Below are 25167 nucleotides of genomic sequence, written 5' to 3' on the forward strand. Positions count from 1 at the left end.
ATGTAGGTGAGTTAATTTTTGATTGTAAACTTAATAAATGACTGGAATGAAAAGAAAACCAACTTAATATAGTAAGATCGAAAAAGCAAAAAAGGCAGTGCTGGGGGGCACTACCTAAAATTTTGAATGCTTTTATACGCCGCCAAAATGACGGCTTGTAGTTAACCATTATAAAAACAACACAAAACATTACAAACATATGATTTTTTGTCCATGTGTTAAAGTCTATTATTGGACTTTAACTTACCGAATATTCGTTATTATGAAGCTGGTGATCGTATTTCTATTCATTGCCATGTTGCAGGTACATGCCGAGGGAACTGCGCAGACGATAAACCTAAAAGTAAATAATTTAACGCTTACCGATGCCATGCGAAGTATTCAGAAACAAAGCGGATATGCTTTTTTCCTGAACGGAAAGGCAATAGCAACTGCACGTGTAAGTGCCGAAATTAAAAATGAAACGCTTGATGTAGCCATGAGCAAACTACTGGCACCTTTAAACCTCGAGTGGGTCATCAAAGATGAAACAATAGTAGTAAAGCGTCGTTATCCAAAAGCGAGCAACGAACGATCCACATCTGTTCCTTTGCAACGGCGTGTAACAGGACGGATAACGGACGGACAGGGGACGCCGCTTATCGGTGCAACAATCACTGTTAAAGGCGAAGCAATTACCACGAACTCGGATAGAGAGGGGGCTTATCAAATAGAAGTACCCCATACCAAGTCCGTTCTAGTCTTCTCCAGCGTCGGATTTACGCCTTCGGAAAAGTTAGTCGGCGAAGAATCTATTATCCATATAGTTTTGAAGGAAGCCGTTAGTGATCTGGAGGAGGTCATGGTGGTTGGTTATGGTGTGCAGAAAAAAGAAACCGCCACGGGTGCGATTGCTTCTATTAAAGGATCGACAATTGCTTCTTCGCCGGCAACTAATGTGACCAACAACTTGCTAGGCAGGGTACCTGGTTTGAGCGCAATTTCACCGAGTGGTGAACCTGGTCGGGATGGAGCAAATTTGCTAATCCGAGGGTTAAATACACTCGGTAATAACAGTCCACTAATTGTCGTAAATGGTGTTCCTAACCGTAGCTTCGAACGCATAAACCCAAATGATATAGAGAGTATTACCGTGTTAAAGGATGCTGCGGCTGCCATTTATGGTGCACAGGCTGCCAACGGTGCTATCATCGTCACGACGAAAAGAGGGAATTCGGGTAAACCTAGGATAAATCTTGATCTCGGAATGGGAATGAATCAACCCACTCGTATACCGAAAATGGCAGATGCCGTACAATACACGACTTTGTTGAATGAACTGGAATATTATAAAAACCCCGATGGAGGATGGTATCAACGATTTACGGAAGAAGATATCAAACTATTCGGTGATGGATCTGACCTCTGGGGACATCCCGACACCGATTGGTTTTCGGAAACGCTTAAACCTTGGTCGGCACAGCATCAAACAAGTATCACATTATCCGGTGGATCAGACAATGTGCAATATTTTATTTCGGCAGGCGAAAAGTACCAGGATGCCTATTATAGAAAAAGCTCATCAGATTATCGCCAATATAATTTTAGATCAAATGTTGACGCCAAAGTGAATAAGTATATCGATGTAGCATTTGACGTCGCTGGCCGTTTGGAAGATTACAATTTGCCGACACGACCTACCGAAGATATTATCTGGTCGATGATTACCCGGGGAAAACCAAACATGCCGGCATACTGGCCGAACGGGGATCCTGGACCGGACATCGAGCGCGGCGATAACCCGGTTGTAATTGTTTCCGATGCGCCAGGTTATGACAGAGTGGATAACTACGTCTTCGAAGGTAATTTTCGGGCTAATATCCGTATACCTTGGGTAGAAGGACTCACGCTGACGGGGAATGCCGCTTATGACCGTTCTTTTCGTTTGCAAAAGGTATTTAATAAACCTTGGTATTTATATACATGGGATGGAAATCCGGATCACGTAACGACGAGAGGAAAACGCGGCTTCGATTCTGCACAATTGACAGAAAACTATTCGGGGGGAGATAATTACTTGTTGAATACGTTTGCTACGTACACGAAATCATTTGATACGGAACATCATATAAAATTGATGGCCGGGATGGAAACTCGTGGAGGAAGAGGGAACAACTTTGGCGCATTTAGACGAAACTTTATTTCGGATGCTATTGAGGAACTCTTTGCGGGGGCAGAGGATCAATTTATGTCCAATTGGGGATCGGCCTCCCATAATAAATACATGAGTTATTTTGGTCGTGCAAATTACGACTTCAAAAATAAATATCTGCTCGAATTTTTATGGCGGTATGATGGTTCGTATATGTTTCCTAAAGATAGACGGTTCGGTTTCTTTCCTGGTGTGTCTTTGGGCTGGCGGATCTCCGACGAAGATTTCTGGGGAGACAACTTGTCCTTCATCAACGACCTAAAGTTAAGGACATCTTGGGGACAAACCGGTAACGACCGTATCGCCGAATACCAGTACCTCGCTACATACGGATTCTCTGATCGAAATTACGGGTTCGGCGTTCCGACAATCGATAACAAACTGCTGGAAGAAATGAAAATTCCTAATCCTAATGTAACCTGGGAGGTGGCGAACCAATTTAATGTTGGATTTGATACTTATATGTTTGGAAATAAATTCTTTTTGGAATTTGATTATTTCAATAATCTGCGATCGCAGATACTGGTGACGCGTAACGCCTCTGTACCGGGGAGTACAGGGTTGGTTTTGCCACCGGAAAACATCGGAAAAGTAAGGAACAACGGATTCGAATTTCATATTGGCTACCAGGACAGTAAAAGTGATTTCGATTATTCGATAGCTTTTAACGCAAGTTATTCCAAGAATAAAATTGTGTTTTGGGATGAAACCCCCGGTATACCGGATTATCAACAGTCTACTGGACGCCCGATGGGTTCCTCATTATATTACGAAGCCATTGGGATATTCAAAGACCAAGCTGAAATTGATGCGCATCCTCACCTCCCTGGTGCTGCTCCTGGCGATATCATATTTAAAGATGTGAACGGCGATCAGGAAATAAACGGATTGGATAGGGTGATGAATACGAAGTCAAGTATGCCAAGGTTACTCGGTGGGTTGACGTTGAATTTTAGCTATAAAAAAGCAATTGATATGAGTATTTTCTTCCAAGGAGCTACCGGTGCTGTGCAGTATATTGACATGGTGGAATCTGGCGACTGGGGAAACTACTATCAGTTTTTTGCGGAAAACCATTGGACACCAGACAACACTGGGGCTGCATACCCTAGGGCGTACAACCGATCAGAACCTTATTGGACTAACTCTGCGAATACATTTTGGTTAAAACCGACCGACTATATCCGTCTGAAAAATATCGAATTGGGGTATAGTTTTTCGCGGAATTTGACCGAAAGAATCGGTGTGGAAAGGCTGCGTATTTATGCGAACGCATTCAACTTATTTACGGTGGATAAACTAAAACATTTTGATCCAGAGGCGATTAAAACCAGTCGGTCATATCCTGCGCAGCGGATCATTAATATGGGGATTGGTTTAACTTTTTAAAAGAGAATGAAAATGAAAAAGCTACTTATTAAAACGATCATATTTTTTTGTCTTTGCATCCACGTGGCATGTGATAAGGATTTTCTGGACTTAGAACCGCTGGGTGAATATTCGGAAACCAACGTCTGGAAAGATTTGAACTTAGCGGAAACATTTGTAAACAAAATGTATATAAACGTTTTCGGAACACCTTTTGCCGCTTGGCGTCTTTCGGATTACAGCGATGAATCCCATTTTGTGCCGGATTGGGGTACAGGCAATTTTAATAAGGGATTAATTACTTCGGATAATTTGTATACTTGGCCTGCAACATACGCTACAGCTCATTTAAATTGGAATTCGCTATATGCCAATATTAGGCAGACCAATATATTTTTCTCGAAAATCGAGGAGATTGCTGCGGATGATCCAGAATTTTCCAATCGGCTGAAAGGGGAAGTTTATTTTATGCGTGCGGCTACTTATCATTATTTAACAACGCTTTATGGTGGTGTTCCGATCGTTACAGATGTGTACGGACTAAATGACGATTTTCTTCTTCCCCGGAATAACTATGCGGAATGTATAGATTTTATCGTTTCGCAGCTTGATAGTGCTGCTTCGTTGTTGCCGGAAAGTTATTCAGCAGATAGAGCCGGGCGGATTACGAAAGGTGGGGCGCTAGGGTTTAAAGCTAAAGTATTGGTATACGCTGCAAGCGATCTGCATAATCCCGAGAAAAATGGCGCTATACTCCATGGTTATGCCAATCCCGAATTGTTAGGTTATACTAACGGTTCTGCTACTGATCGCTGGAGGCTGGCAAAAAATGCTGCCAAAGCGGTTATCGATATGCAAACGTATAGTTTATATGCTGCTGATCCCGCCGAAGGGGATTCTATTCCACAAACCATTGCTGATTATTTTCTCATGAAAGAATTGACAGCGGAAGATATGATAACGATACACTATACACCCAAAACGTCAACCGGCGGTTGGGTAGATCCCGTTATTGCGTCCAATCCAAATGGATATCATGGAACAGGCAACCAGAATCCTATCGGCGATCTGGTGGATGACTACGAAATGAAGGACGGTTCTAAATTCGATTGGGGAAATCCAGTGCACAAAGCGAATCCTTACGTTGATCGTGATGCGCGGTTTTATGCTACGGTGCTTTACGAAGGGGTACAATGGGCGACTCGACCTTCGGATGCGCTGGTGATGGATCCTTATAGCAAGATTCAGACAGGATATGTTTATAACACTAACGGTACCCTGATCAAAGCTGGCCTAGATACCAGGAAAGGACCAATTGAGGATTGGAACGGTAGTTATTCTGGATATTATCTCCGTAAAGCGGTGGATCCCACCATTTCGCCGACGGATGGGAAAAAGCAAGATATACCATTTCGGTACATGCGGTATGCTGAGATACTATTGATCTATGCGGAGGCGTGTAACGAACTGGGTGAAGACGCGGAAGCAAGGGATTATGTCAATAGGGTGCGTAAGCGTGCGGGACAACCCGATTTACCTGAAACGACCAACGGAGACGCTTTACGGAAAGCAATTAGACAGGAGCGTCGTATAGAACTTGCTTTTGAAGACCACCGCTTTTGGGATGTAAGAAGATGGCTTATCGGACCCGAGGCTGCTCATCAAACACACGGGGTAGATATCCGTTATACGGTGAATAGAACACAAGTCGCGTCTTATCGGCAGCCTGATGGATCAACATGGGGCACTCCTGTGTATAATCGTATTCAGATTCCTGGTGATTTGAGAATTTGGGATAACAAGTTGTATTTCTTTCCCATTATGCGCGATGAAATACTCAAAAACGATTTACTCATACAAAATCCTGGTTATTGATCGGTCAATCAGTCTGTTCTAATAGGTTGTGCGGTATATATAGCCGCACAGCTTTAATTTAAGAAATATGATGAATATAAAATGGAAGTTAGCTCTCCGTATGGGCTGGCTGGTGATGATAGCGTTAAGCTGTTCGTTGGGGATGCGTTCGTTTGGGCAAGGACATACTATTGAACTTTCAAATGGCAATTTTTTAAATATACAAACGTGTAATAACCAAACATTCAGAATAAGAGTTTCACCGTCGAACAGTTTTCCCGAAACATTGATGGAGCGCTATGGAATTGTAAAGAAAGATTGGGATGGTAAAACAAAAGTAATAAAGCATGGTTCGGATTACCGGATAACAACAGATCAAAATCTGTTGGAAATCAATGGGAAAGATGGGGAGATTGTCCTTAGGTCGCAATCTGGAAGGGAAATTATCACCCGTTTGTCGGTATTGGAAAAGGGGAATAAAACCTACAAAGGGTTGCATGAAGCTGTGACGGATTATGAGCAAGCACTAACCAAAAGGGAAATTATCGGAGATACGACAAGCGAAGATCGCATTTCGGAAGTTGTTAAACAAGGAGAAAACCCCTTAGAACCGGCTATAGCGCGTCTATCGATTAGACCAGATGAACGTTTCTATGGTGCTGGTGCGGCCAGTCGTAAAGCTATTGAGCACCGAGGATCACTCCTGCGAATATGGGCGACGTATCAGCAGTCGGATATGGTTTCGCCATTTCTTGTTAGCTCAGGTGGTTGGGGGATTTTCAACAATACCACGGCTTTGAACTATTTTGATGTAGGACATTTTAAAGAAGATCAACTTTACGTGTACAATACGGATGGAACAGTTGACTTTTATTTGATGACGGGGCATTCCTTGGAAAACACCATCGATCTGTATACCACGATAACGGGTAAGCCATATCTGTTACCTAAATGGGCTTATGGATTAGCGTTCGGAGGGAATATGATGGAAGATCAATTCCGGATGTTGAACAATGCAGTACAGTTCCGAAAGGAAAATATTCCGGTTGATGTATATTGGATCGAACCGCAGTGGATGGCTAAATTTTATGATTATTCTGCGGAGAAAGATTGGGATCTGTCCAAATTTCCGGCTTACTTTTTCTGGCAGAAAGGCGAAGGTAACCGTTATGAGAACAAACAGTTATTTTTATCCAAATTACGCCAGCTAGGTTACCATGTAGCGTTATGGTTGTGTATCGATCATGATCTGAGTATTGAAGAGGAAGATCATTTGGCTGCTCAACACGGCGGTAAACAATCGGGCCAAGCGCATTGGTTCCCCCATCTGATGAAATTTGTTGATCAGGGAATAGAGGGGTTTAAGCTAGATCCGGGACGTACGTTGGACGAGCATCCCGATAGAATATATTACAATGGATATACGGACCGGGAAATGCACAATTTAAATCAAGTGTTGTTGCCCAAACAGATGTATCGTGTTTTCCGCGAACATAAAGGAGTTCGGTCTTTTCATCACTATTGTGGCGGATATGCTGGAAGCCAACATTGGGGAGCATCCACCGCCGGTGATAATGGCGGTGGTCGGGATGCACTCTATGACCAACTGAATCTCGGTTTGAGCGGATTCCTTAATACTTCTGCGGATGTATTGGATGCGGTAGAAGATGTGAAAGCAGGTTTTCATTTTGGGTTTTTCCTGCCATGGGTGCAAATCAATAGTTGGGCAAGTATGCATTATCCTTGGTATTTTTCTCCGGAATACAAGGAAACATTCCGCTTCTATGCACAATTGCGTAACAGCTTATTGCCGTATATCTACTCAACCGCTATATACGGCAGCCAAACTGGAATGCCCATCCTGCGGGCAATGCCCTTAGTATTTCCACAGGATAAGGAAGTGGAAAATATGACGACGCAGTTTATGTTTGGAGAACATCTGTTGGTTAGTGCGTTTACAGATTCTATCTATTTGCCGGCAGGTAAATGGGTGAACTATTGGTCGGGTGAAAAGATAAAGGGTGGGCAGACCGTTTCGCCAAGCATTCCTGCACATACTGGTGGTCAGCTTTTTGTGAAGGCTGGTGCCATAATTCCGTTCCAAAAGCCGATGCAATATGTTGGTCAAAATTCGTTAGACACACTAATCTTGAAGGTTTATCCGGCAGGGAGCAGTGCATACACTTTATTGGAAGACGATGGTGTATCGTTTGATTTTGAACAAGCAAAGATTTCCAAAATTTACTTCGAATGCAAAGAAGAAGAAAATGAAATCGAATTCATCATATCTCCCGCAGTAGGTTCATACGAAGGAATGTTAGAAAAACGAGTTTATGAGATTGTGTTTAATGAGCATCGTACGCCTTCCCGCGTCGAATTAAATGGTCGGTTACTCGAAACTTGGGAAACGAAAAAGGGTGTATTACATGTTTCGGTACAGCAATCGGATATTCATAGGCAGCAGTTGTTAAAAATTTCAATGGAGGATTAGGTGTATGAAATATTTTATAATGTTATTATTGATCGCTCTCTGGAGTGGTAAAGTATTATGTCAATCGATGGAAAACGATTGGCATAAGATGAATCGATCAAAAGAGCGTGCATTACAGGACTTCCAGCAGCAAAAATTTGGTATGTTCATACATTGGGGGTTATATGCTATTCCCGGTGGGATATGGAATGGAAAAACAATGGAGGAAATGGGGATTCCCAGTGTAGCAGAATGGATACAGTTAGTTGCGAAGATCCCCCGAAAAGAATATGCCGATTTAGCCGCTTTATTTAATCCTGTCGATTTCGATGCGGACCATATTGTCACCATGGCCAAGGAAGCCGGAATGAAATATATCGTCATCACTAGCAAACACCATGACGGTTTTGCACTATTCGAGTCGAAAGTCAGCGATTTCGATATCATGGATGCAACGCCGTTTAAGCGTGATATTGTGCGGGAATTGTATGAAGCCTGTAAACGGCACCAGTTGGAGTTCGGGGTGTATTACTCCCATAATATTGATTGGGCAGATGGGACTGACGCACAATATGCGACAACAAAAGCAGCCAATGATCTGATGGGTAAAAATACGGATGGCTTCGGCGCAAATTTATGGGATCCTAGTCCCAATACCTTTTCTTCTTATCTTAAAAGCAAGGCAATTCCGCAGGTAAAAGAATTACTGGAGCAATATCCGGATATCCGTTATATTTGGTTCGATATGCCAGGGCTGATGACACCGGAACAGAGCTATGCATTTTATAAAACGGTATATGATATCAACCCAGATGTCATTATCGCTGAACGTATTGGCAATGATATGGGGGATTATGCAATTCCTGGAGACAACCGTATCCCGGCGACAGACGACCAATTTGATAAACCTTGGGAAGCCATTGGCACATTTAACCATTCCTGGGGGTACAAAGCGTACGATCAAGATTGGAAAAATGTAGATGAGTTACTTTACTGGCTTGTTGAAATTGTGAGTAAAGGTGGCAACTATATGCTAAACATTGGTCCGGACGCGAAAGGAAATGTTGCACCAACAGTCATGAACAACCTACAAAAACTCGGTAGTTGGATGACGGTGAACAACCAAGCAATATACGGATCTAAACCTTGGAAAGTGCAGCGCGAAGGTCCGACGACCGTTAGTATAACAGATACTGAACAACGCGAGAAGGAAGGGTTTAAAGCTGAATTCACATCGGAAGACTTTTGGTTTACGGAACGTGGGAATCAACTCTATGCTATATCACTGGAATTGCCCGAGAGCCATATAGCCCTTGTGAAAAGCTTAGCTAGGGGAAAAGTTGATGTGAAACAAGTGGAGATACTGGGGGTCGGCAAAGTTGCTTTTAGACAAACAGAAGAAGGACTTACAGTAAAACTACCAAAATTAGTTCGGAAATTACCGAAAGGGTATACCTTAAAAATAACACAAAATTAAATCCAGATAGTAATGAACCGCATCTATATCGTTTTTGTTTTATTTTTAGGTTTTGGTGTCGATGGGAGTGGCCAAACCCGACCTTTAGAAAATCCTTCTTCCATACGAGATGCTCAAAAAATACTGTTCTTGGGAAATAGCATAACGTATGCGGGGTACTATGTGGCCCTATTCGAAAGTTTTTTGATAACGGCGTTTCCAACCGCAGAAATTGAAACCATTAATCTAGGATTGCCGAGCGAAACTGTCTCGGGTCTTAGTGAAGATGGTCATGCTGATGGAGCATTTGTTCGTCCATGGCTGTTTAGCAGGCTTGATAATGTCATCAAACGGATAAAACCGGACGTTGTCTTTGCGTGCTATGGTATGAATGACGGAATCTATCAGCCTTTTAGTGAGTCGAATTTTCAGCGTTACAGAGAGGGGATGACCGCTTTATATACAAAGCTTAAAGCGGCACAGGTTAAACGGATCATCTTTATCACACCAAGTGTACATGAAGATCCTATATTGGGGCTTAACGGCTATAACCTCGTGCTTAATCGATATGCGCAATGGCTAATTGATCAACGAAAGGAAAGAAACTGGGAAGTAATAGATATACATTTTCCTATGCAAGACTACCTGATGGCAAAAAAGACCCTTGAACCTAATTTTAAACTAGCAGAAGATGGTATACATCCTGGTTTGGAAGGACATCGGTTCATAGCAGAAAAACTAATACGTTATGTCGATGATACTTTTGCCGCAAAGGATTTTTTATCCCGTTGCCTTGATCCTACTTCCGGTTATTACTCCCTTTATAAATTATTGGAAGAGCGACAGGAAATAGTAAAAAATGCATGGCTAACATATACAGGGCATAAACGACCGGGATTGCCGGCTGGACTTCCACTTGATGAAGCGAACAAAGAAAGTATGCGCATCAAAAATGAAATACATAAATTACAAAACATCAATCAAATTCAATAACAATGAAATATCAGATTATCATTTTTCTTCTTCTGTTGCTACCCATTAAAGATTTAACTGCTCAAAGTAAATCCGAGCCTTTTGAAGGTGTTCCAGGATGGCTTGAAACCCAGGAAAAGCGCCTAGCTTGGTTTAAGGAAGCACGGTTCGGTATATTTATTCACTGGGGGTTATATAGTGCTGCCGGAGGTGTTTTTGAAGGCAAAACGTATCCACAGCATTATGCGGAATGGATACAAACTTGGGGTAAAGTACCTAGTAAGCGATATGCAGAACATTTAAGACCTAAATTTACATTGCGTGATTTTGATCCGAAACAATGGGCCAAGTTAGTGAAAGAGTCGGGGGCAAAGTATATGATCCTGACATCACGCCATCACGAGGGCTTCAGCTTATTTAACAGTAGGCAACCTTTTGCTATGGCTAATGATGTAACCGGAACGGCGAATCTTTCGCCTGCCGGACGCGACCTTTACCGGGAGATTATGGAAGCTTTCCAGCAAGAAGGGCTAAAAACAGGGGCCTATTACTCGTTATTGGATTGGCAACATCCAGATTCGTATGAAGCTTTTCAGTTAAACCCTAATCCAGCAGGGCATGTTCCCGACCATGAACGATACAAGGATTATCTGTATGGGCAAGTAAAGGAGTTGGCAAACAATTACGGTTCACTGGACGTATTATGGGCTGATTTTAGTAATAAAGACTATGAAGGCGAAAGTTGGGGAACCAAAAGAATGTTAGCGGATCTTATTAAATGGCAGCCGAATATATTGATTAATAATAGGTTCTGGAACGGATTGGAAAATAAAAATGGAGATATTGGAACACCAGAGAAATATGTCCCACCTACAGGTATTGCTGGAATCAATTGGGAAGTAAATCATACGATGAACGAAAGTTATGGTTATAGTGCACATGACCAAAACTGGAAAAGTTTTCCACAGATTATGCATTTGCTGATAGAAACTGTTAGCAAGGGTGGAAATTTTCTTTTAAATGTGGGGCCTGATGGTAACGGTAAGATTCCAGACCAGGCGATGGAAATATTGGAGAGGGTAGGACAGTGGATGTCGGTAAATAGCGAATCCATTTATGGAACACAGGCGAGTCCGTTTAGAAAGCTGGATTGGGGTTATTGTACCATAAAAGGGAACAAGCTTTATCTACATGTCTTTGATATCCCGAGTGGTAATGTAATTAATGTGCCTCTGAAAAATACCGTGAAAAGTCTCCACGAGATGGGGTCGGAAGATATTCCGATGGAAGCAGTTCCGCAGGAAATAGGTATAGGAATTTCTATACCCTCATTTTCGTTGGAGGATGGACCCAAGGTGTTGGTGATGGAGGTCGAGGGAGCTCTGGAGATAGAAGAGAATGTGACACAGGCATTATCGGACGGAAGGATTGTCCTATCCGCTGATAACGCCGATATCCATACGACACATGGGATGAGTTTAAGTGGTGCGAGCCATGATTTTAAACGTCCTAACGCCCTCGCCGGATGGAGCCATACCGATGATAAAGTGTCTTGGAAAGTAAAGATACAGCGGCCGGGGGAATACGATGTGTTGATAAATTATTTACCGTTACCTAAAGACGGAGGAACAATTGTTTTCCACACGGACGGCACCAAGTTAACTTACCGCTTTGAAGCAAAGGAATTAAAAGCGTTTGAAGAAGTAAAAATTGGCACGATCGAAATACCGCAAAAAGCAATCGGGGAGCCATTTGTTCCGTTTGTATTGGAAGCGCTCTCTATTGAGGGAAACGCTTTGCCGGAAATTAGTGCTGTGAACTTAGTTCCTAAACAAGATTGATTTAACACGAGAACAATGAAAAGAAGAGATTTTATAGATAGAAGTTGGAAGTCTGCGGTTGCTTTTACCATTGTTCCGCGCAGTGTCTTGGGCGGAAGCGGATTTTTGGCGCCAAGTGACAAAATTCAAGTTGGCTTTATCGGTGTAGGAAAACAGAGTCTGAATTTGTTGGAGGGATTGAACGGGTGCCCGGAGGTGGTTGTTCAGGCGGCTTGTGACGTGGATAGTAAGAAATTAGATTACTTTGTCAAAGCGGCTGCAACGGCCCAAAGTACGATGAGGAAATCAAACTCCTCCATTGGTAAATATGTAGATTTTCGAGAACTGTTGGCGTCAGCATCAGTGGATGCTGTCGTTATCGCAACGCCAGATCATTGGCATGCGCAGATCGCTGTGGATGCAGCCAAAGCAAAAAAAGATATTTATTGCGAAAAACCACTAGCCCTGACCATAGCAGAAGGAAGAGCTATGGTGGACGCCGCCAGGAAATATGAGATTGTCTTTCAAACAGGGAGCATGCAACGTTCGTCGTTTAACTTTAGACAAGCGGCGGAATTGGTATACAACGGATATATTGGGGATGTGAAGGAAATCAATGTGTCGGTAGGGGAGCCCGTAAGACAATGTGACCTGCCTTCCTTTCCTATACCTGATTATTTAGATTGGGATATGTGGATCGGCCCCTCTTTGTACCGTGGCTATAACCCCATTTTATCCCCACCTATAGAAGACGATAAATGGGCATGGTGGCGAGGATATCGGGATTTTGGTGGAGGGTATATTACGGATTGGGGAGCACATATGTTTGACATTATTCAATGGGCTTTAGGTATGGATAATGGTGGGCCAGTTCAGTTTATACCTCCTGAAGCTCCACAGGCAGAAAAGGGCTTGACATATATCTATGAGCAGGGTACACGTGTCAATCATGTTGATTGGGGAGAACCTAATGCCATCCAGTTCATAGGAACCGACGGCATCATAGAAGTAGGCCGGTCGTTTTTAAAAACAAATCCGACGGCACTTGCCGACCAAAACTTAACGGTTAACGATAAGCGTCTGTATTATAGTGATAATCACTATCAGGACTGGGTGAAAGCTGTTCAAAACCGTTCAAAACCGATTTGTGACGTGGAGATCGGTCAGCGTACATCGACAGTTTGTAACGCAGTTAATATTGCTTATGAGTTACAAAGGAAATTGCGATGGGATCCAGTAAAAGAGGAATTTGACGATCCATTTGCCAATATGATGCGAAGCCGACCTTATCGAGGAGATTGGAGTTTATAGTCAGGAATAATACTCGCTGGTACGTTATTTTGTTGTTTTTTTGCAACCCGTCATTTTATAATCTTGAGTATCTTTATGGAATAATAGCAAGTTATGATCATTAAATTAATCGCGCCGCTCATCGTATTGATCTGATGGTTGCAAAACACGAATGGGTAAATTTTAACAAAAAACGAATCTTCGCATTTCTATCTCTACTGCATCTTCTATAAATGAAATTACAAAAAACAACTGGGAGCAAAGAGGCGTTCAACCTATGGCGACGTACTTCAGTACGTCGCTGTAGGTATATGCAGATTATAAATTGATATGCCGCCGTAAACAATCGGCTGTAATGGAATTAGGATCTTTCAATAAATCTGAAACATTCCCGGAAAACACAACCTCACCACCATATTTGCCTGCTCCAGGCCCGATATCTATTATCCAATCTGCTTGAGCGATTATATCAAGATTATGCTCAATAACGATGAGCGTATTATTGTTGTGAATGATACTATTCATAAAGTTCAATAACTTTTTGGCATCGCTTGGGTGTAAGCCTGTGCTTGGCTCATCAAGAACGATTATTTTATTGGAGTTCTTCAGTTCTTTGGTTAATTTCAATCGTTGCCTTTCGCCACCGGAAAAACTACTCAGCCTTTGCCCTAATGTAAGATACCCTAAACCTAACTGGAGCAATGTGTCGAAAGATTTTTGATATCGATCATCGCGGAAAAAATCAACGGCTTCTTCCACGGTCATATCCATTATTTCGACGATATTTTTGTTGTTGTATTGATAGGTTAAGACCTGCGGTTTGAAGCCAGAGCCTATGCACACTTCGCAGGGCTGCTCCACATCATCCATAAATGCCAGATCAATTTTTACCACTCCAATTCCTTTACAATTTTCGCAGGCTCCTTCGCTATTTCTACTAAAAAGCCTGTCTGATACATGGTTTGTCGTTGAAAACAGTTTTCTTATATCATCGGACAACCCCAGATAGGTAAGTAGATTTGAGCGTATGCTTGCCGCAAATAACGATTGGTCGATTATCGTGGTTTCTGGATAAAATTTGGGCAGTACCTTGCCGATCAGTGTACTTTTGCCTGAACCGGCAACTCCTGTAACGACCGTTATGACATTTTTGGGAATCTCAATCTGGATATTTTTAAGATTATACAGATTAGCGTTTCGGATTTGTAAATATTCATTCGAAATTCTGGGTTTGTCCTTAATTTTTGGGATTTTTGCAAAGTACAGACCGGTTTTCCCTCTTGAATTTTTCAGGTTTTCGAATGTCCCCTCGTAGATAACTTCTCCGCCTTTTCTTCCTGATTCGGGACCCATGTCAACAACCCAATCAGCGATTTTGATTAAATCCGGATCGTGCTCAACGATTAATACCGTATTGCCTTTATCCCGTATTTGTTTAATAATGGAAGAGATATTTTGCAAATCCTTAGGATGGAGTCCAATACTGGGTTCGTCAAAAATATAGAGTAAATCGGTAAGGCTGTTTCCAAGGTTCCTCACCATTTTTATGCGTTGACTTTCCCCACCCGACAAGGTGTCTGTTCTTCTATCCAATGTCAAATATTGTAAGCCTATCTGAACGATGTTTTGAAGTTTCTTTTTTAGTTCGTCGAGAATTATCGCAAAGGACGACGACTGCAAAGAACCAATAAATTCCAAGAGCTCGTCTACCGAAAGAGTGGCACATTCGGCAATGTTTTTTCCATTTATTTTACAGGATAAAATTTTGTCATTCAACCTTTGTCCATTACATAGAGGACAAGTTTTGGTGATAACAATATTTTTTAAAACTTCTTTTCGACTAATATTTTCCTTTGACTGTTTCTTTAAAAATGCTTTTTCAATTCGGGGTATTATACCCTCATACTTGACTGTTTTTCCCCACTCTTTATTAGGGTTCTTCGGTTTGTGTTCGGTAGCGTTCAAAAGTATATTCCATTCCTCCTTCGTATAGTCTTCAAGTTTTTTGTCATTGTCAAAATAACCTGATAACGTATATCTCGTTAAACGCCACCCACCGGGTTGAAAAGTCGGAAACATGATCGCACCCTCGTTTAAAGACTTATGCTTGTCTATAAGGGTGTCTATACGGACGGTTTGTACAAAACCTAGCCCTTCACACTCTTTACACATTCCTAAAGGGTTATTAAATGAAAAGACATTTGAATAGCCTACAAAAGGGCTTCCCATACGGGAGAAAAGTAATCTTAAAGATGCATAAACGTCGGTGGCTGTTCCAACGGTCGACCTCGCATTTCCTCCTAATCTCTTTTGGTTAATAATATTAGGAACATTTAAGTTGTCAATTTTATCCACGTCTGGGATGCCAATGTGCTGCAAACGGTTTCGGATAAAGCTCCCCTGTGTTTCGTTGAATTGTCTTTGTGCTTCAGCGCCTATTGTCTCAAATACTAATGACGATTTACCCGAACCGGACACACCTGTAAATACGGTTATCTTATTTTTGGGTATCTGTAAAGAGATATTTTTCAGGTTATTTTGACGTGCATTTGTGACGCGAATGTGTTTCATATTTGTTGACTATTGAAAATAGCTAACAATAAATGTTCCGTTATAAGGATGAAAGTTTTTATTCTGTCCACACAACAGGGCCTTTCAATGCTTCAGACGAGATTTCTCCTGCAGCAATGACCGGAATAACACCATGACCATCCGTATCCACTTGATAGGTCTTTCCATCGACAGGGACGATCTTCATGTAACTTTGATAGCTCGGCACACTCCCCGGTACACCTATTGTAGTTTGTCCAGCTCCGAACACGATAAAGCGGCCATCGGGCGAGAACGCTGGACTGGCTTCTCTTTCTTGACTTTCCGTAGCTTGGTAAAACTCATCGGTTGTGAGATTTAGTATCCAGATCCGCTTTTGGTAAATCATGGCCAGCTTTGTTCCTTGTCGATCTGCCGTAATCTGTCCAAAATTCTCATTAGGAAATTCCTTGATGATTTCACCTTTGGTATAAGGAGGCGGGAATCTTACAAGGGCGTTTTTCCAGGTGATCACCAGCGAGTTATCGGGTAGCCAGCAAGAATTGGAGTTGCGATCTACCTGCTCATTGTTTATTCTTTCGATGTGGGCAATGATTTTGCCTTCTTGAGGTGATAAGACTACAAAGCCTTCATCAAATGTTGGATCAATGCAAAATAGGCTTTTATCGGGTGATAGCGTTCCCGAAATGTACACTGTACCGCCGTTTATTGGCCTGTAGTAGAACTCGTTAATAGCTTGCTCTTCAGCAAAACGTCGGTAGGTAAATTTGACTTGGTCCGGCATGCCATCACTTCGGCCATCCCGCATTTCCAGGATGTTTTCGCCGTCCAGCGATATGTCCCAATCATACCAGCTTCGACTTGTTTTCCATATTACTTCCGTCATGGAGGGAAGCGCTATCGACGTATGTCCGTCATAGTTTTGGAAGAAGAGCTTTCCAGAAAGCATCCCGTTATCATTTGGTTCACCCGTATCTGAATCTTTTGAACATCCGAATACTAGGAATACCAATAGCAGTAGATATATAGTATTTGTTTTCATCGATTTACCTCTTTATGTAAATAAAACACCAATTTCGGTTATTTCGGTAGATCGGTCAATCCACGAATACAGGGATTTTATAACGAATAGCAAATCTCGCCCAGCCAAGGGAGCTTAGGAGTGTTTGGGATCGCTTCCGCGTTTACTTTCGGGCGGGAAGATTTAATCCCAGATATGTTCACGTCTATATTACGTGAATTGCAACAGCAGTTTTCTGAAGTAGATATGAAGCCATTGGCATATTATTTCCAACGGCATATCGAATTAGATGGCGATGAGCACGGGCCACTAGCTATGGAGAGGATACGCGAGCTCGGTGGAGATGACGAATCTAAATGGGATGCTATCGCGGATGGATTAATGTCTGACCACTAAATAGCTGATAACTTTTTACGGAACGTCCCATTCAAAATCGGTAATGACAGGATCCGACTTTTCGGCCTTGACCAGCTTTAGGCCATTGTTCTGATATATAAAGAGATCTGTTGCCTTCCACGTCCACTGTTTACCTTCCCGTGTATTGATGCCTGTAACCTCATAAGCGATGGCAATTTTGCCATCAGCAACGGTGAGGTCAATCCGGTCAAAAGTTTCTTGAGAAGTAGCACCATCGGGGATGGTGGGACAGCTTTCCAGTTTTTTCAAGACAGCTTTGTCGTCACGAAACCACTTGCGCAGGAAGCCAAGGTGGGTATCTGAACATTGATAACCGAGATTTAGTGCGGTAAGTATCTTGCATTTTAGGTTGCTGCGTGATGCGGTTGCTTTGCCATCCCAGGCACATTCGTTGCCGATGAAAGTGGCAACATAGCCTAGTGCGGCCTTTTCGGGGTCGGATATACTATCTACATAGGCTTCGTCCAGCATGATGGTACTGACAGTCGCGTCGTATTCTTCCATGAATTGTTCCTCGCGCCAAAGAAATTTGACCGATCGGGGTTGTAACTCGAGAAGGTCTGCTTGTCTCGCTTGCGTATCGTTTTTGCTTGATGATTGGCAAGCTTGTAGTGCAACGAGTAAGAGGATGCAATAGATAAACCAATATAAGGAGAAACGTTGAGAAATGCGTATCGATCTGTCCATATACTAAGCAAGCTAAGATAATTTTTTCATTTATCAAACAAAAATAGGTTTTACAGGTGGATACTAGGAAATAAGAAGAGCGTATATCGCATTCGATAGCAATAATAAAACACCCGGAGCGTATGCTCCGGGTGTACATAATGCTGTTTTGCTGTATACCGTTTTGCTGTTTTATCAGTTGGTTATGGTAATACTATTTGATGTATTCAAATAGAGGCTCGAGTGCCCTGCTTCATTGTAAGGACCCGCTGGATAATAAACCAAAAGTTCGTTGTACTCACCCACCGGAAAGCCTTCCGGTATTTGAAACGTAATGCTAGTTGCCGTTTTACTGGTTATTGACACCGATTGGTAAGTGTTGGTAAGATAATTCCCAATCTCCATTTTCTCCGCTCTATCTGTTTTTACGCCGGCGAGGGTAATGGTGTCGCCTGCTTTGGCGGATATAGTTGATCCTGGTGCAACTAATGTTACAAATGGGTTTTCCGCCACCTCAAACGGAGATGTTTCGTAGAAAATAGTGTAACCGGAGGAAACAATCCTTAAGCCGGAGAAGGTTCCCAATACAGTTGCCAGAACATTATAGCCAAGTTCGGTGCTATGTTGTATTTCGACTTCATGATCGTTGCCGGCAATGTCGACAAAATACACTTTTGCACCTTCCGCTAACGTATCAAAATAGTCGCCACGAATGGAAAGCCCGAAGTTTTGAAAGATATACTGCTTCCCTTCATAGGTTTGTAATCCCCCGAAAGTTCTGACATACGGTTTGGGACGGTTGTTTGGAACACGCAGGCGATAGGTTTTTGTGTAGCCTGTTTCTGCAGTAACCGTATAGGTCACGTCTTCGCCGAGAGAAATCACTTCTCCTGACGCTGGCGAAATGCTTGCTCCATCGGCGACTTGGATTGTCGGTGTGATCGTTTCAGGAATCGTTTGCCCGACGGGCCAGTATAAGACAATAGAATCTCCATCTATAGCGCCTTTCACGATATCACTTTCATCGATGGCAACGGTGAAGTTCACGATATCGGTGTAGGGTAGTAATGGTTGTTCTTTTTTACAGGCAACTGCAACTACTATAGCTACAGTAAAGATGTTGATACGGGTAAATAGCTTCATCATGATTATTTCGTTATAGTTATACCCCACCAACCAGGAGATGATGGTTCAAATTCACCGCAAACAATGGACGGGATGTGTGTGCCCATCGGCGTATCGTCGGGTACGCGAATGACAACTTTTTTAGTGTCCTGACTGAGTATCTCCAACATTTTTTTCGCTCCATCGATCGTGAAGTAGGCTTCTCGGACATCATGTATTGCTGTAGACGAGCTTTCGAGGGTGAAAGTTTCGCCTGTTTTGATGGTAACGGGTGTGTATACAAATGAAGTTGGTCGTCCCCATACCAACTGTACCGGATAAGTTGTCGTTGCGCTTAATGCTAGGTGTGAAACTTTTATCTGATACAACCCAGGCGAAAGCTCTTGAGGTATCTGTAAGGACCCGTAGGCATAGATTTTTTTCCCGTCAGCACCAATCGCTGGTGCTACTCCCGCTGGGCCAGACCCTGTATTGGCTAAAAAGGGATAATCTTGACCGTTCTTATCGACGAGTGAAGCTTTGATAAGGGTTGGATCGGTGGTATGAAAGTTTCCTCTGATACTGATTCTGTTATCGCCGATGGTCCATAAGGCAGTTTGATCGGCCGTAGAAGGCTCCGTAATAACCAGCGGCGAAACTTGCTGTAAGTGAATAGTCAATGTATAGCTCGTTCTACTATGGTCTGCTCCAACAACAGTATAGACCGTACCATCGGCGAGGACATCGACCGGTATCGACTCTTCGAGTAAGCTCGCGCCGTCGCTTAACTTAATTTCTGGATCGATTACGGAGAATTGATAGTAGAAGGGCAGATAAAGGGAGATCGTTTTATCTGATTCATCAACTGCTCCAATGATTTCACCATCTGCAGTGGGAACTTTAAAGCTTAGTATACGGCTCTGGCTTAACACAGGAAGTTCTTCGGTTTTGGTGCATCCTACGATACCAACGAGAATGCATAATAGCATCTTGGTTAAAGATATAAACTGTTTCATATAGTGAGCGTAATTATGGTTTGATTTCGAAATGTTTGGCGCCTGCAGGAATAACAACATATTCAAAGGTGAAGAACATATGTGGTGTATCTTTGAACCATTCATCTGGTGTAAATGCATCTTCATAACAGGAGATCATTTTGATCTTTGCGATATCCCCCCTTGGTGTTTTGACAATGACAGTACGTGCGGGAATCACGGTACCGTCATTGGTGGTCAACGATGAACCCAAAGCATACGCAACATGTGTCTTTTCTGTCGTTCCGTCTCCTAAAATTGTGCCACCAAAATCATACAGATACCACCCAATACCTTCACCGAAGGCGCCGGCATCGTCTGTACCGATGATACCGCTTCCTGATTTGAATTGTGAATCGTTAGGTACTTCCGTGACCTCGTCAAAGGGTTTCTCCAGAATAAGAATACCGCCTTTTCCTGCTCCACCATAACCAAAATTGGTTGAATTGGTGCCATTATTTCCGCCTAGGAAACTATTATAAAGACCACTGAAAGAGAGATCCCAACGCATGGTCTTCGATTGTGCGTTTGGTACTTCTTGTCCGGTCTCGAGACTGAAATAGATGGCTGGTTTTGCTTCTGTAGGATTGTCGTCGTCCGCTTCCATGGCCAAATTTTCAACACGGTGCAATTTGTAGTAGAATTCTTCGTCTGGCGCTGGATCCGGATCGGGTTGTGGATCGTCGTTTTTGCTACAGGATAGACAAGCTGCGCACATTAATAGTATTAGCAGCCTCGATGTTAGATAGTTATACTTCTTCATTTTGACGTTTGGAATTAATAATTCTTTATTTGTATTGAATCTAAATAAATTTAACGCGAATATGATTGTTTATTTTTAAATAAATGTCTGCGTAACTGTATTTCGTATATGAAAATTGACAATTCTTATTTTATACGGTATCGTAGGATGGATTTATCGATGCACACGATGAGATGGCAAGTGCTAACCGTTCTTTGTAAGCCGGATTTGAACGAGGAAGGTAATAATAAAAACACCTGGAGCATATGCTCCGGGTCATTCAGCAATGACGCCATCGTAAGGTCGATGCAAAATAGGTTTTTATCTGGAGATAGCGTTGCTGAAATATATAGTCTACTACCGTTGGCGGGATATCCCTAACGGTTTTCGCTTTCTTCTGCCTTTCCGGCAGCAATAAGTTCGTCAACCTCCTGCATTTCTCCGTTTTCGAGATGCTTTACTTCTTCTTCCTGATCGTCTGATTCGACGTCGATGTGGAAAGTGCAGCCTATTGGAAAGTGATCGGAGCCGACAGATGGATAAATAAATAGCTTATCTATTATTATCGTTGTACTGTGGAATAATAAGTCTAACGGAACCCGAAAAAACCAATATTTGGCATGAAAGGTTGATAGGATGCCCCGTCCAATACGTGCGTCGATAAGTTCACTGGTTTTCTTAAACAAAATAGAGGATCTTGCCCATGCGACATTATTGAAATCGCCCGTGACGACAACGGGTAATGCATAGTCTCTCACTTTTTTCGCTACTGCTAGCAAATCGCCGTCCCTTTCTTTGGAATTATCTTCCTCCGTTGGGCTTGATGGGGGTGGGTGTACAGCAAAGAAAATAAAGCGATGGCCATCGTTTGTTTCGAGTTCAGCTTCTATACTGGGTACATCGTCCGCAACAAAATAATGGGTCTGTATATTGTGAACCTTTAATTTTGTGTAAAGATGCATCCCGTAGGTATTCTCTAATGGCACCTTCTTTTGGTAGGGATAGTCCTTTTCTAGGGGGTGCAATGCTTTTTCCCAGTCAGCGTTACTCTCCATCGTGACAAAAATGTCTGGCTGCTCTTGCTCGATCAGTTCGATAAAGCGATGGTATTCGCTGTTGAATTGATAGATGTTGCAGGAAATGATGTTTATTTTATCGGAACTAGATGATGTTTTGGAAGGCTTTTGTTTTTTCCAGAATTTGGTGTACCGCATTAAGATGTAGATATGGTAGACAATCAGTATGAACTGGACGGTTTGAATTATCCAAAGCCAGATACTATCCTCTACATATATCATCGTTATGCCGAAGGCAATAATTTGTAGGATAACGAGCTGTATTTTGATAAATTCGGCTACACGGAATAACCAATGCTGATGTTGGATAAACGGCAATACACTTAAAAGAATGAAGATTGTAGAGATAACAGCGAGTGTCGTAACCATAGTGAATGTCTTGAATTGCCTCGAAAGATAATTAAAAGTAATAATTTCCCAAGTGTAAATTCATTCATTGTCGTATTTTTTTAGCTTTCATATAATGATCCAAATTGCTTTTTATATACGAAATTTGATATGGATTTGTTTGTTGTCTAGAATAAGTCTAAATTAGAGAAATTTTAATTGTTCTAAATAATTATTCTGATTTATTATGCGAAAAATCTTAATTGCTGTATGTGTTCTTGCCCATACGCTATTGTATGCCCAACAAAAAGTAAAAATATACGGGAAAATTCTATCTGCGGATAGCCAACCTGCTGCTGGTATCACGGTCAATATAAATGGTCTGGGAAAATCCTCCTATACCGATGCAAAGGGAAATTATACGTTCAACGATATCGATACGGGAAGATATATGCTTGCGATATCTGCGGTAGGCATAAAGCCATTGTCCCGTGAAATCTATATTCGCCCAGGTGGTCGATTGCAAATTCCGACAATTTACTTAACGGAAAATCGCGCCTCTTTGGAGGAAATCAATATTTATGGGATACGGAATACGTATACGCGGAAAACTAGTCCCTATGTGGCCAAGATGCCTTTACGCAATCTAGAGAATCCACAGTCGTACGCTGTTATTACGAAGGAGCTGTTGCAGAGCCAGGTAAATACAAGTTTTGACGATGCCTTGGCGAATGTTTCTGGTGTGGACCAGCTGTGGGGTGCGACCGGTCGCCCGGGAGATGGATCGTCTTATTATACATTACGTGGATTTACAACGCAGGTTGCTATGGTCAATGGTGTAGTAAGTATTGCCAGCGGAAGTCCCGATCCAGCAAATCTGGAAACAATTGAAGTGATTAAGGGACCCTCCGGTTCATTGTATGGCGGGGCGGCTATCGGCTTTGGTGGTTTGATCAATAATGTGACGAAAAAGCCTTTGGATACCCTTGGTGGACGTGTAAATTATATTTTTGGATCTTTTGACCAACATCGGGTAACGGCAGATGTATACGGTCCGCTTTCGAAGGATCATAAATGGTTAGGACGTGTAAATACAGCCTTTACAAGCACGGGTACTTTTCAGGATGCCGGATTCAACAGATCTTTCTTCATTGCTCCATCTTTATTATATCGGGCCAACGAGCGTTTGGATATCCAGCTCGATGCTGAAATTTACCAAAGTAAAGCGACCAACCCCTTGATGGTATTTCTAAATAGAAGTCGTGACCTTTTTGCACGTACACCATCTGAGCTGCAGTTTGATTTCGATAAATCGTATACGCATAACGATGTGACATTTAAGAATCCGGTCGCCAATATTCGTGGAAACGTAAACTATCGTCTGGATGACCGCTGGACGTCCAATACGACGGTCAGTTTCAATCAACGGAAATCTGATGGTTATTTCCAATATGTGATGTACCTGGAACCAGGCAACGATACGTTGATCAGCCGTTATGCCGGAGATCAGGATTATGTGGCGAAAGTCTTCAATGCACAGCAGAATTTTGTGGGGGATTACCGGATCGGAACAATGCGTAACCGTACGTTGATCGGTATTGATTATCTCTTCCAGCAGGCGGTAACACACAACTCGCCCTACGTTTTGGTAGATAAAATAAATACGTCCTATGATGATCCTGACTACTACAAATTCAATGCGGCATTCATCGATCAAGCTATCGCTGCCTCCAATGGTGCTGAAACAAATAACCGTAGCCGGAACGGCGTGTTGGGAGGTTATGTGTCCAATGTGTTGGATGTGACACCTGCTCTTCATGTCCATCTCGCATTGCGTGTGGACTATTTTGATAACAAAGGAACGTATAATTATGATGCGGATACAACGACGGGTGCATATAGCCAGACCGCGCTCTCACCAAGGGTAGGGCTCGTGTACGAGCTTATGAAAGATCGAATATCGTTCTTCGGTAATTATCAGAATGGATTCAAAAATGTTGCGCCGATAGTACAACCTTTACCAGATGTTTCGGGTGATTTCGAACCACAGCAAGCTGAGCAATGGGAAGCAGGGGTGAAGTTTAATTTATTTAATGACCGTGTGGGGTTGACGGCAAGTTATTATGATATTTCTGTCAACAACATCACCAGACCGGAAACTATTGAACGTGATGGCGAGTTCTATAATATTACGGTACAGGATGGAACACGTTTGAGCCGTGGGTTTGAATTTGATCTGACGGCCGCCCCAATGGAAGGTTTGGACGTTATTTTGAGCTATAGCAACAACAGCAGCAAGCTGACGAAAGCAGCAGCAACCGTTAATAATCTACGCCCAACGGAAGCGGGACCGAAGAACTTATTCAATTTCTGGGCAAATTATACCGTTAGGCGTGGGCTATTGCATGGTGTAGGTATCGGAGCGGGGGTTAACCACGCCGGGAAAAACTTGATTACGAATAGTTTACCTACGGGCGCATTTACTGTTCCGGCTTATACGTTGGTTAATGCGAGTGTATCTTATCGTTATAAAAATTACGAGCTGGCTGTGAAAGCGAATAATCTGACGGACGAAACGTATTACAAGGGATGGTCTACAGTCAATCCCATGATGTCCCGAAACGTGCTCGGAAGTATAGCATATAGCTTTTAATATTGGTCAAATATGGGTAAAAAAAAGAATTTTTGCATAATAGCATACAAGTTTCAATATATTTGGACTTCCATATTTAACTAATTTAAAAAAATGATTAAATACAATTTTGGAATCGCAGACAACGATTTCGCTGTAGCTAGATTGGATTTAGGT

General features: G+C 42.4%; 16 protein-coding genes. 9 read left to right on the forward strand and 7 right to left on the reverse strand.

Annotation, left to right across the window (positions count from 1 at the left end):
* The first annotated feature begins 262 nt into the window (after nucleotides 1–262).
* The 7 genes from H8B06_RS04425 to H8B06_RS04455 all read left to right on the forward strand — a co-directional run bounded on the left by H8B06_RS04425 (nucleotide 263) and on the right by H8B06_RS04455 (nucleotide 13442).
* The gene (locus tag H8B06_RS04425) at nucleotides 263–3580 is read left to right on the forward strand and encodes a TonB-dependent receptor (RefSeq protein ID WP_190993104.1); all 3318 of its coding nucleotides are present in this window, start codon (nucleotides 263–265) and stop codon (nucleotides 3578–3580) included.
* 12 nt (nucleotides 3581–3592) lie between these two features.
* Complete coding sequence (locus tag H8B06_RS04430; protein WP_190993105.1) at nucleotides 3593–5434, forward strand: RagB/SusD family nutrient uptake outer membrane protein; 1842 nt, start codon at nucleotides 3593–3595, stop codon at nucleotides 5432–5434.
* A 67-nt stretch (nucleotides 5435–5501) separates the two neighbouring features.
* Nucleotides 5502–7904 carry a glycoside hydrolase family 31 protein gene (locus tag H8B06_RS04435; protein ID WP_190993106.1) on the forward strand — a complete coding sequence of 801 codons (2403 nt, stop codon included), beginning with the start codon at nucleotides 5502–5504 and terminating at the stop codon, nucleotides 7902–7904.
* Nucleotides 7905–7908: 4 nt separating this feature from the next.
* Nucleotides 7909–9360: an alpha-L-fucosidase gene (locus H8B06_RS04440; protein ID WP_190993107.1), complete on the forward strand. Its 1452-nt coding sequence runs from the start codon at nucleotides 7909–7911 to the stop codon at nucleotides 9358–9360.
* A 12-nt stretch (nucleotides 9361–9372) separates the two neighbouring features.
* Entirely contained in the window at nucleotides 9373–10332 is a 960-nt protein-coding gene (locus tag H8B06_RS04445) for an SGNH/GDSL hydrolase family protein (protein WP_190993108.1), read from the forward strand.
* A gap of 2 nt (nucleotides 10333–10334) precedes the next feature.
* A complete protein-coding gene (locus tag H8B06_RS04450; RefSeq protein WP_190993109.1) occupies nucleotides 10335–12152 on the forward strand; it encodes an alpha-L-fucosidase in 1818 nt (605 codons plus the stop codon).
* Between the two features lie 15 nt (nucleotides 12153–12167).
* Nucleotides 12168–13442, forward strand: a complete 1275-nt coding sequence (locus H8B06_RS04455; RefSeq protein ID WP_190993110.1) for a Gfo/Idh/MocA family protein — start codon at nucleotides 12168–12170, stop codon at nucleotides 13440–13442.
* 297 nt (nucleotides 13443–13739) lie between these two features.
* On the opposite strand, the gene H8B06_RS04460 is transcribed toward H8B06_RS04455, so the two are convergent.
* Together H8B06_RS04460 and H8B06_RS04465 are read right to left on the reverse strand one after the other, a co-directional pair.
* Entirely contained in the window at nucleotides 13740–15992 is a 2253-nt protein-coding gene (locus H8B06_RS04460) for an ATP-binding cassette domain-containing protein (protein WP_190993111.1), read from the reverse strand.
* Between the two features lie 58 nt (nucleotides 15993–16050).
* Nucleotides 16051–17013, reverse strand: coding sequence for a PD40 domain-containing protein (locus tag H8B06_RS04465; RefSeq protein WP_190993112.1), 963 nt, complete (start codon nucleotides 17011–17013; stop codon nucleotides 16051–16053).
* A 120-nt stretch (nucleotides 17014–17133) separates the two neighbouring features.
* Here H8B06_RS04465 and H8B06_RS04470 point away from each other — a divergent pair, with 120 nt between their 5' ends.
* Nucleotides 17134–17388 carry a DUF3050 domain-containing protein gene (locus tag H8B06_RS04470; protein ID WP_317170852.1) on the forward strand — a complete coding sequence of 85 codons (255 nt, stop codon included), beginning with the start codon at nucleotides 17134–17136 and terminating at the stop codon, nucleotides 17386–17388.
* A 15-nt stretch (nucleotides 17389–17403) separates the two neighbouring features.
* Here the strand turns inward: H8B06_RS04470 and H8B06_RS04475 are convergent, their stop codons facing one another.
* The 5 genes from H8B06_RS04475 to H8B06_RS04495 all read right to left on the reverse strand — a co-directional run bounded on the left by H8B06_RS04475 (nucleotide 17404) and on the right by H8B06_RS04495 (nucleotide 22400).
* Nucleotides 17404–18096 carry a hypothetical protein gene (locus H8B06_RS04475; RefSeq protein ID WP_190993114.1) on the reverse strand — a complete coding sequence of 231 codons (693 nt, stop codon included), beginning with the start codon at nucleotides 18094–18096 and terminating at the stop codon, nucleotides 17404–17406.
* Nucleotides 18097–18270: 174 nt separating this feature from the next.
* On the reverse strand, nucleotides 18271–19221 hold the full coding sequence (locus H8B06_RS04480) for a hypothetical protein (protein WP_190993115.1): 951 nt from the start codon (nucleotides 19219–19221) through the stop codon (nucleotides 18271–18273).
* Between the two features lie 2 nt (nucleotides 19222–19223).
* Nucleotides 19224–20195 carry a hypothetical protein gene (locus tag H8B06_RS04485; RefSeq protein ID WP_190993116.1) on the reverse strand — a complete coding sequence of 324 codons (972 nt, stop codon included), beginning with the start codon at nucleotides 20193–20195 and terminating at the stop codon, nucleotides 19224–19226.
* 13 nt (nucleotides 20196–20208) lie between these two features.
* The gene (locus tag H8B06_RS04490; protein ID WP_190993117.1) at nucleotides 20209–20976 is read right to left on the reverse strand and encodes an HmuY family protein; all 768 of its coding nucleotides are present in this window, start codon (nucleotides 20974–20976) and stop codon (nucleotides 20209–20211) included.
* Nucleotides 20977–21332: 356 nt separating this feature from the next.
* Nucleotides 21333–22400: an endonuclease/exonuclease/phosphatase family protein gene (locus H8B06_RS04495; RefSeq protein ID WP_190993118.1), complete on the reverse strand. Its 1068-nt coding sequence runs from the start codon at nucleotides 22398–22400 to the stop codon at nucleotides 21333–21335.
* Nucleotides 22401–22605: 205 nt separating this feature from the next.
* On the opposite strand from H8B06_RS04495, the gene H8B06_RS04500 reads away from it, so the two are divergent.
* On the forward strand, nucleotides 22606–25011 hold the full coding sequence (locus H8B06_RS04500; RefSeq protein WP_190993119.1) for a TonB-dependent receptor: 2406 nt from the start codon (nucleotides 22606–22608) through the stop codon (nucleotides 25009–25011).
* The last annotated feature ends 156 nt before the right edge of the window (nucleotides 25012–25167 follow it).

It is taken from the genome of Sphingobacterium micropteri, assembly GCF_014692515.1.
GTDB classification, from domain to species: domain Bacteria; phylum Bacteroidota; class Bacteroidia; order Sphingobacteriales; family Sphingobacteriaceae; genus Sphingobacterium; species Sphingobacterium micropteri.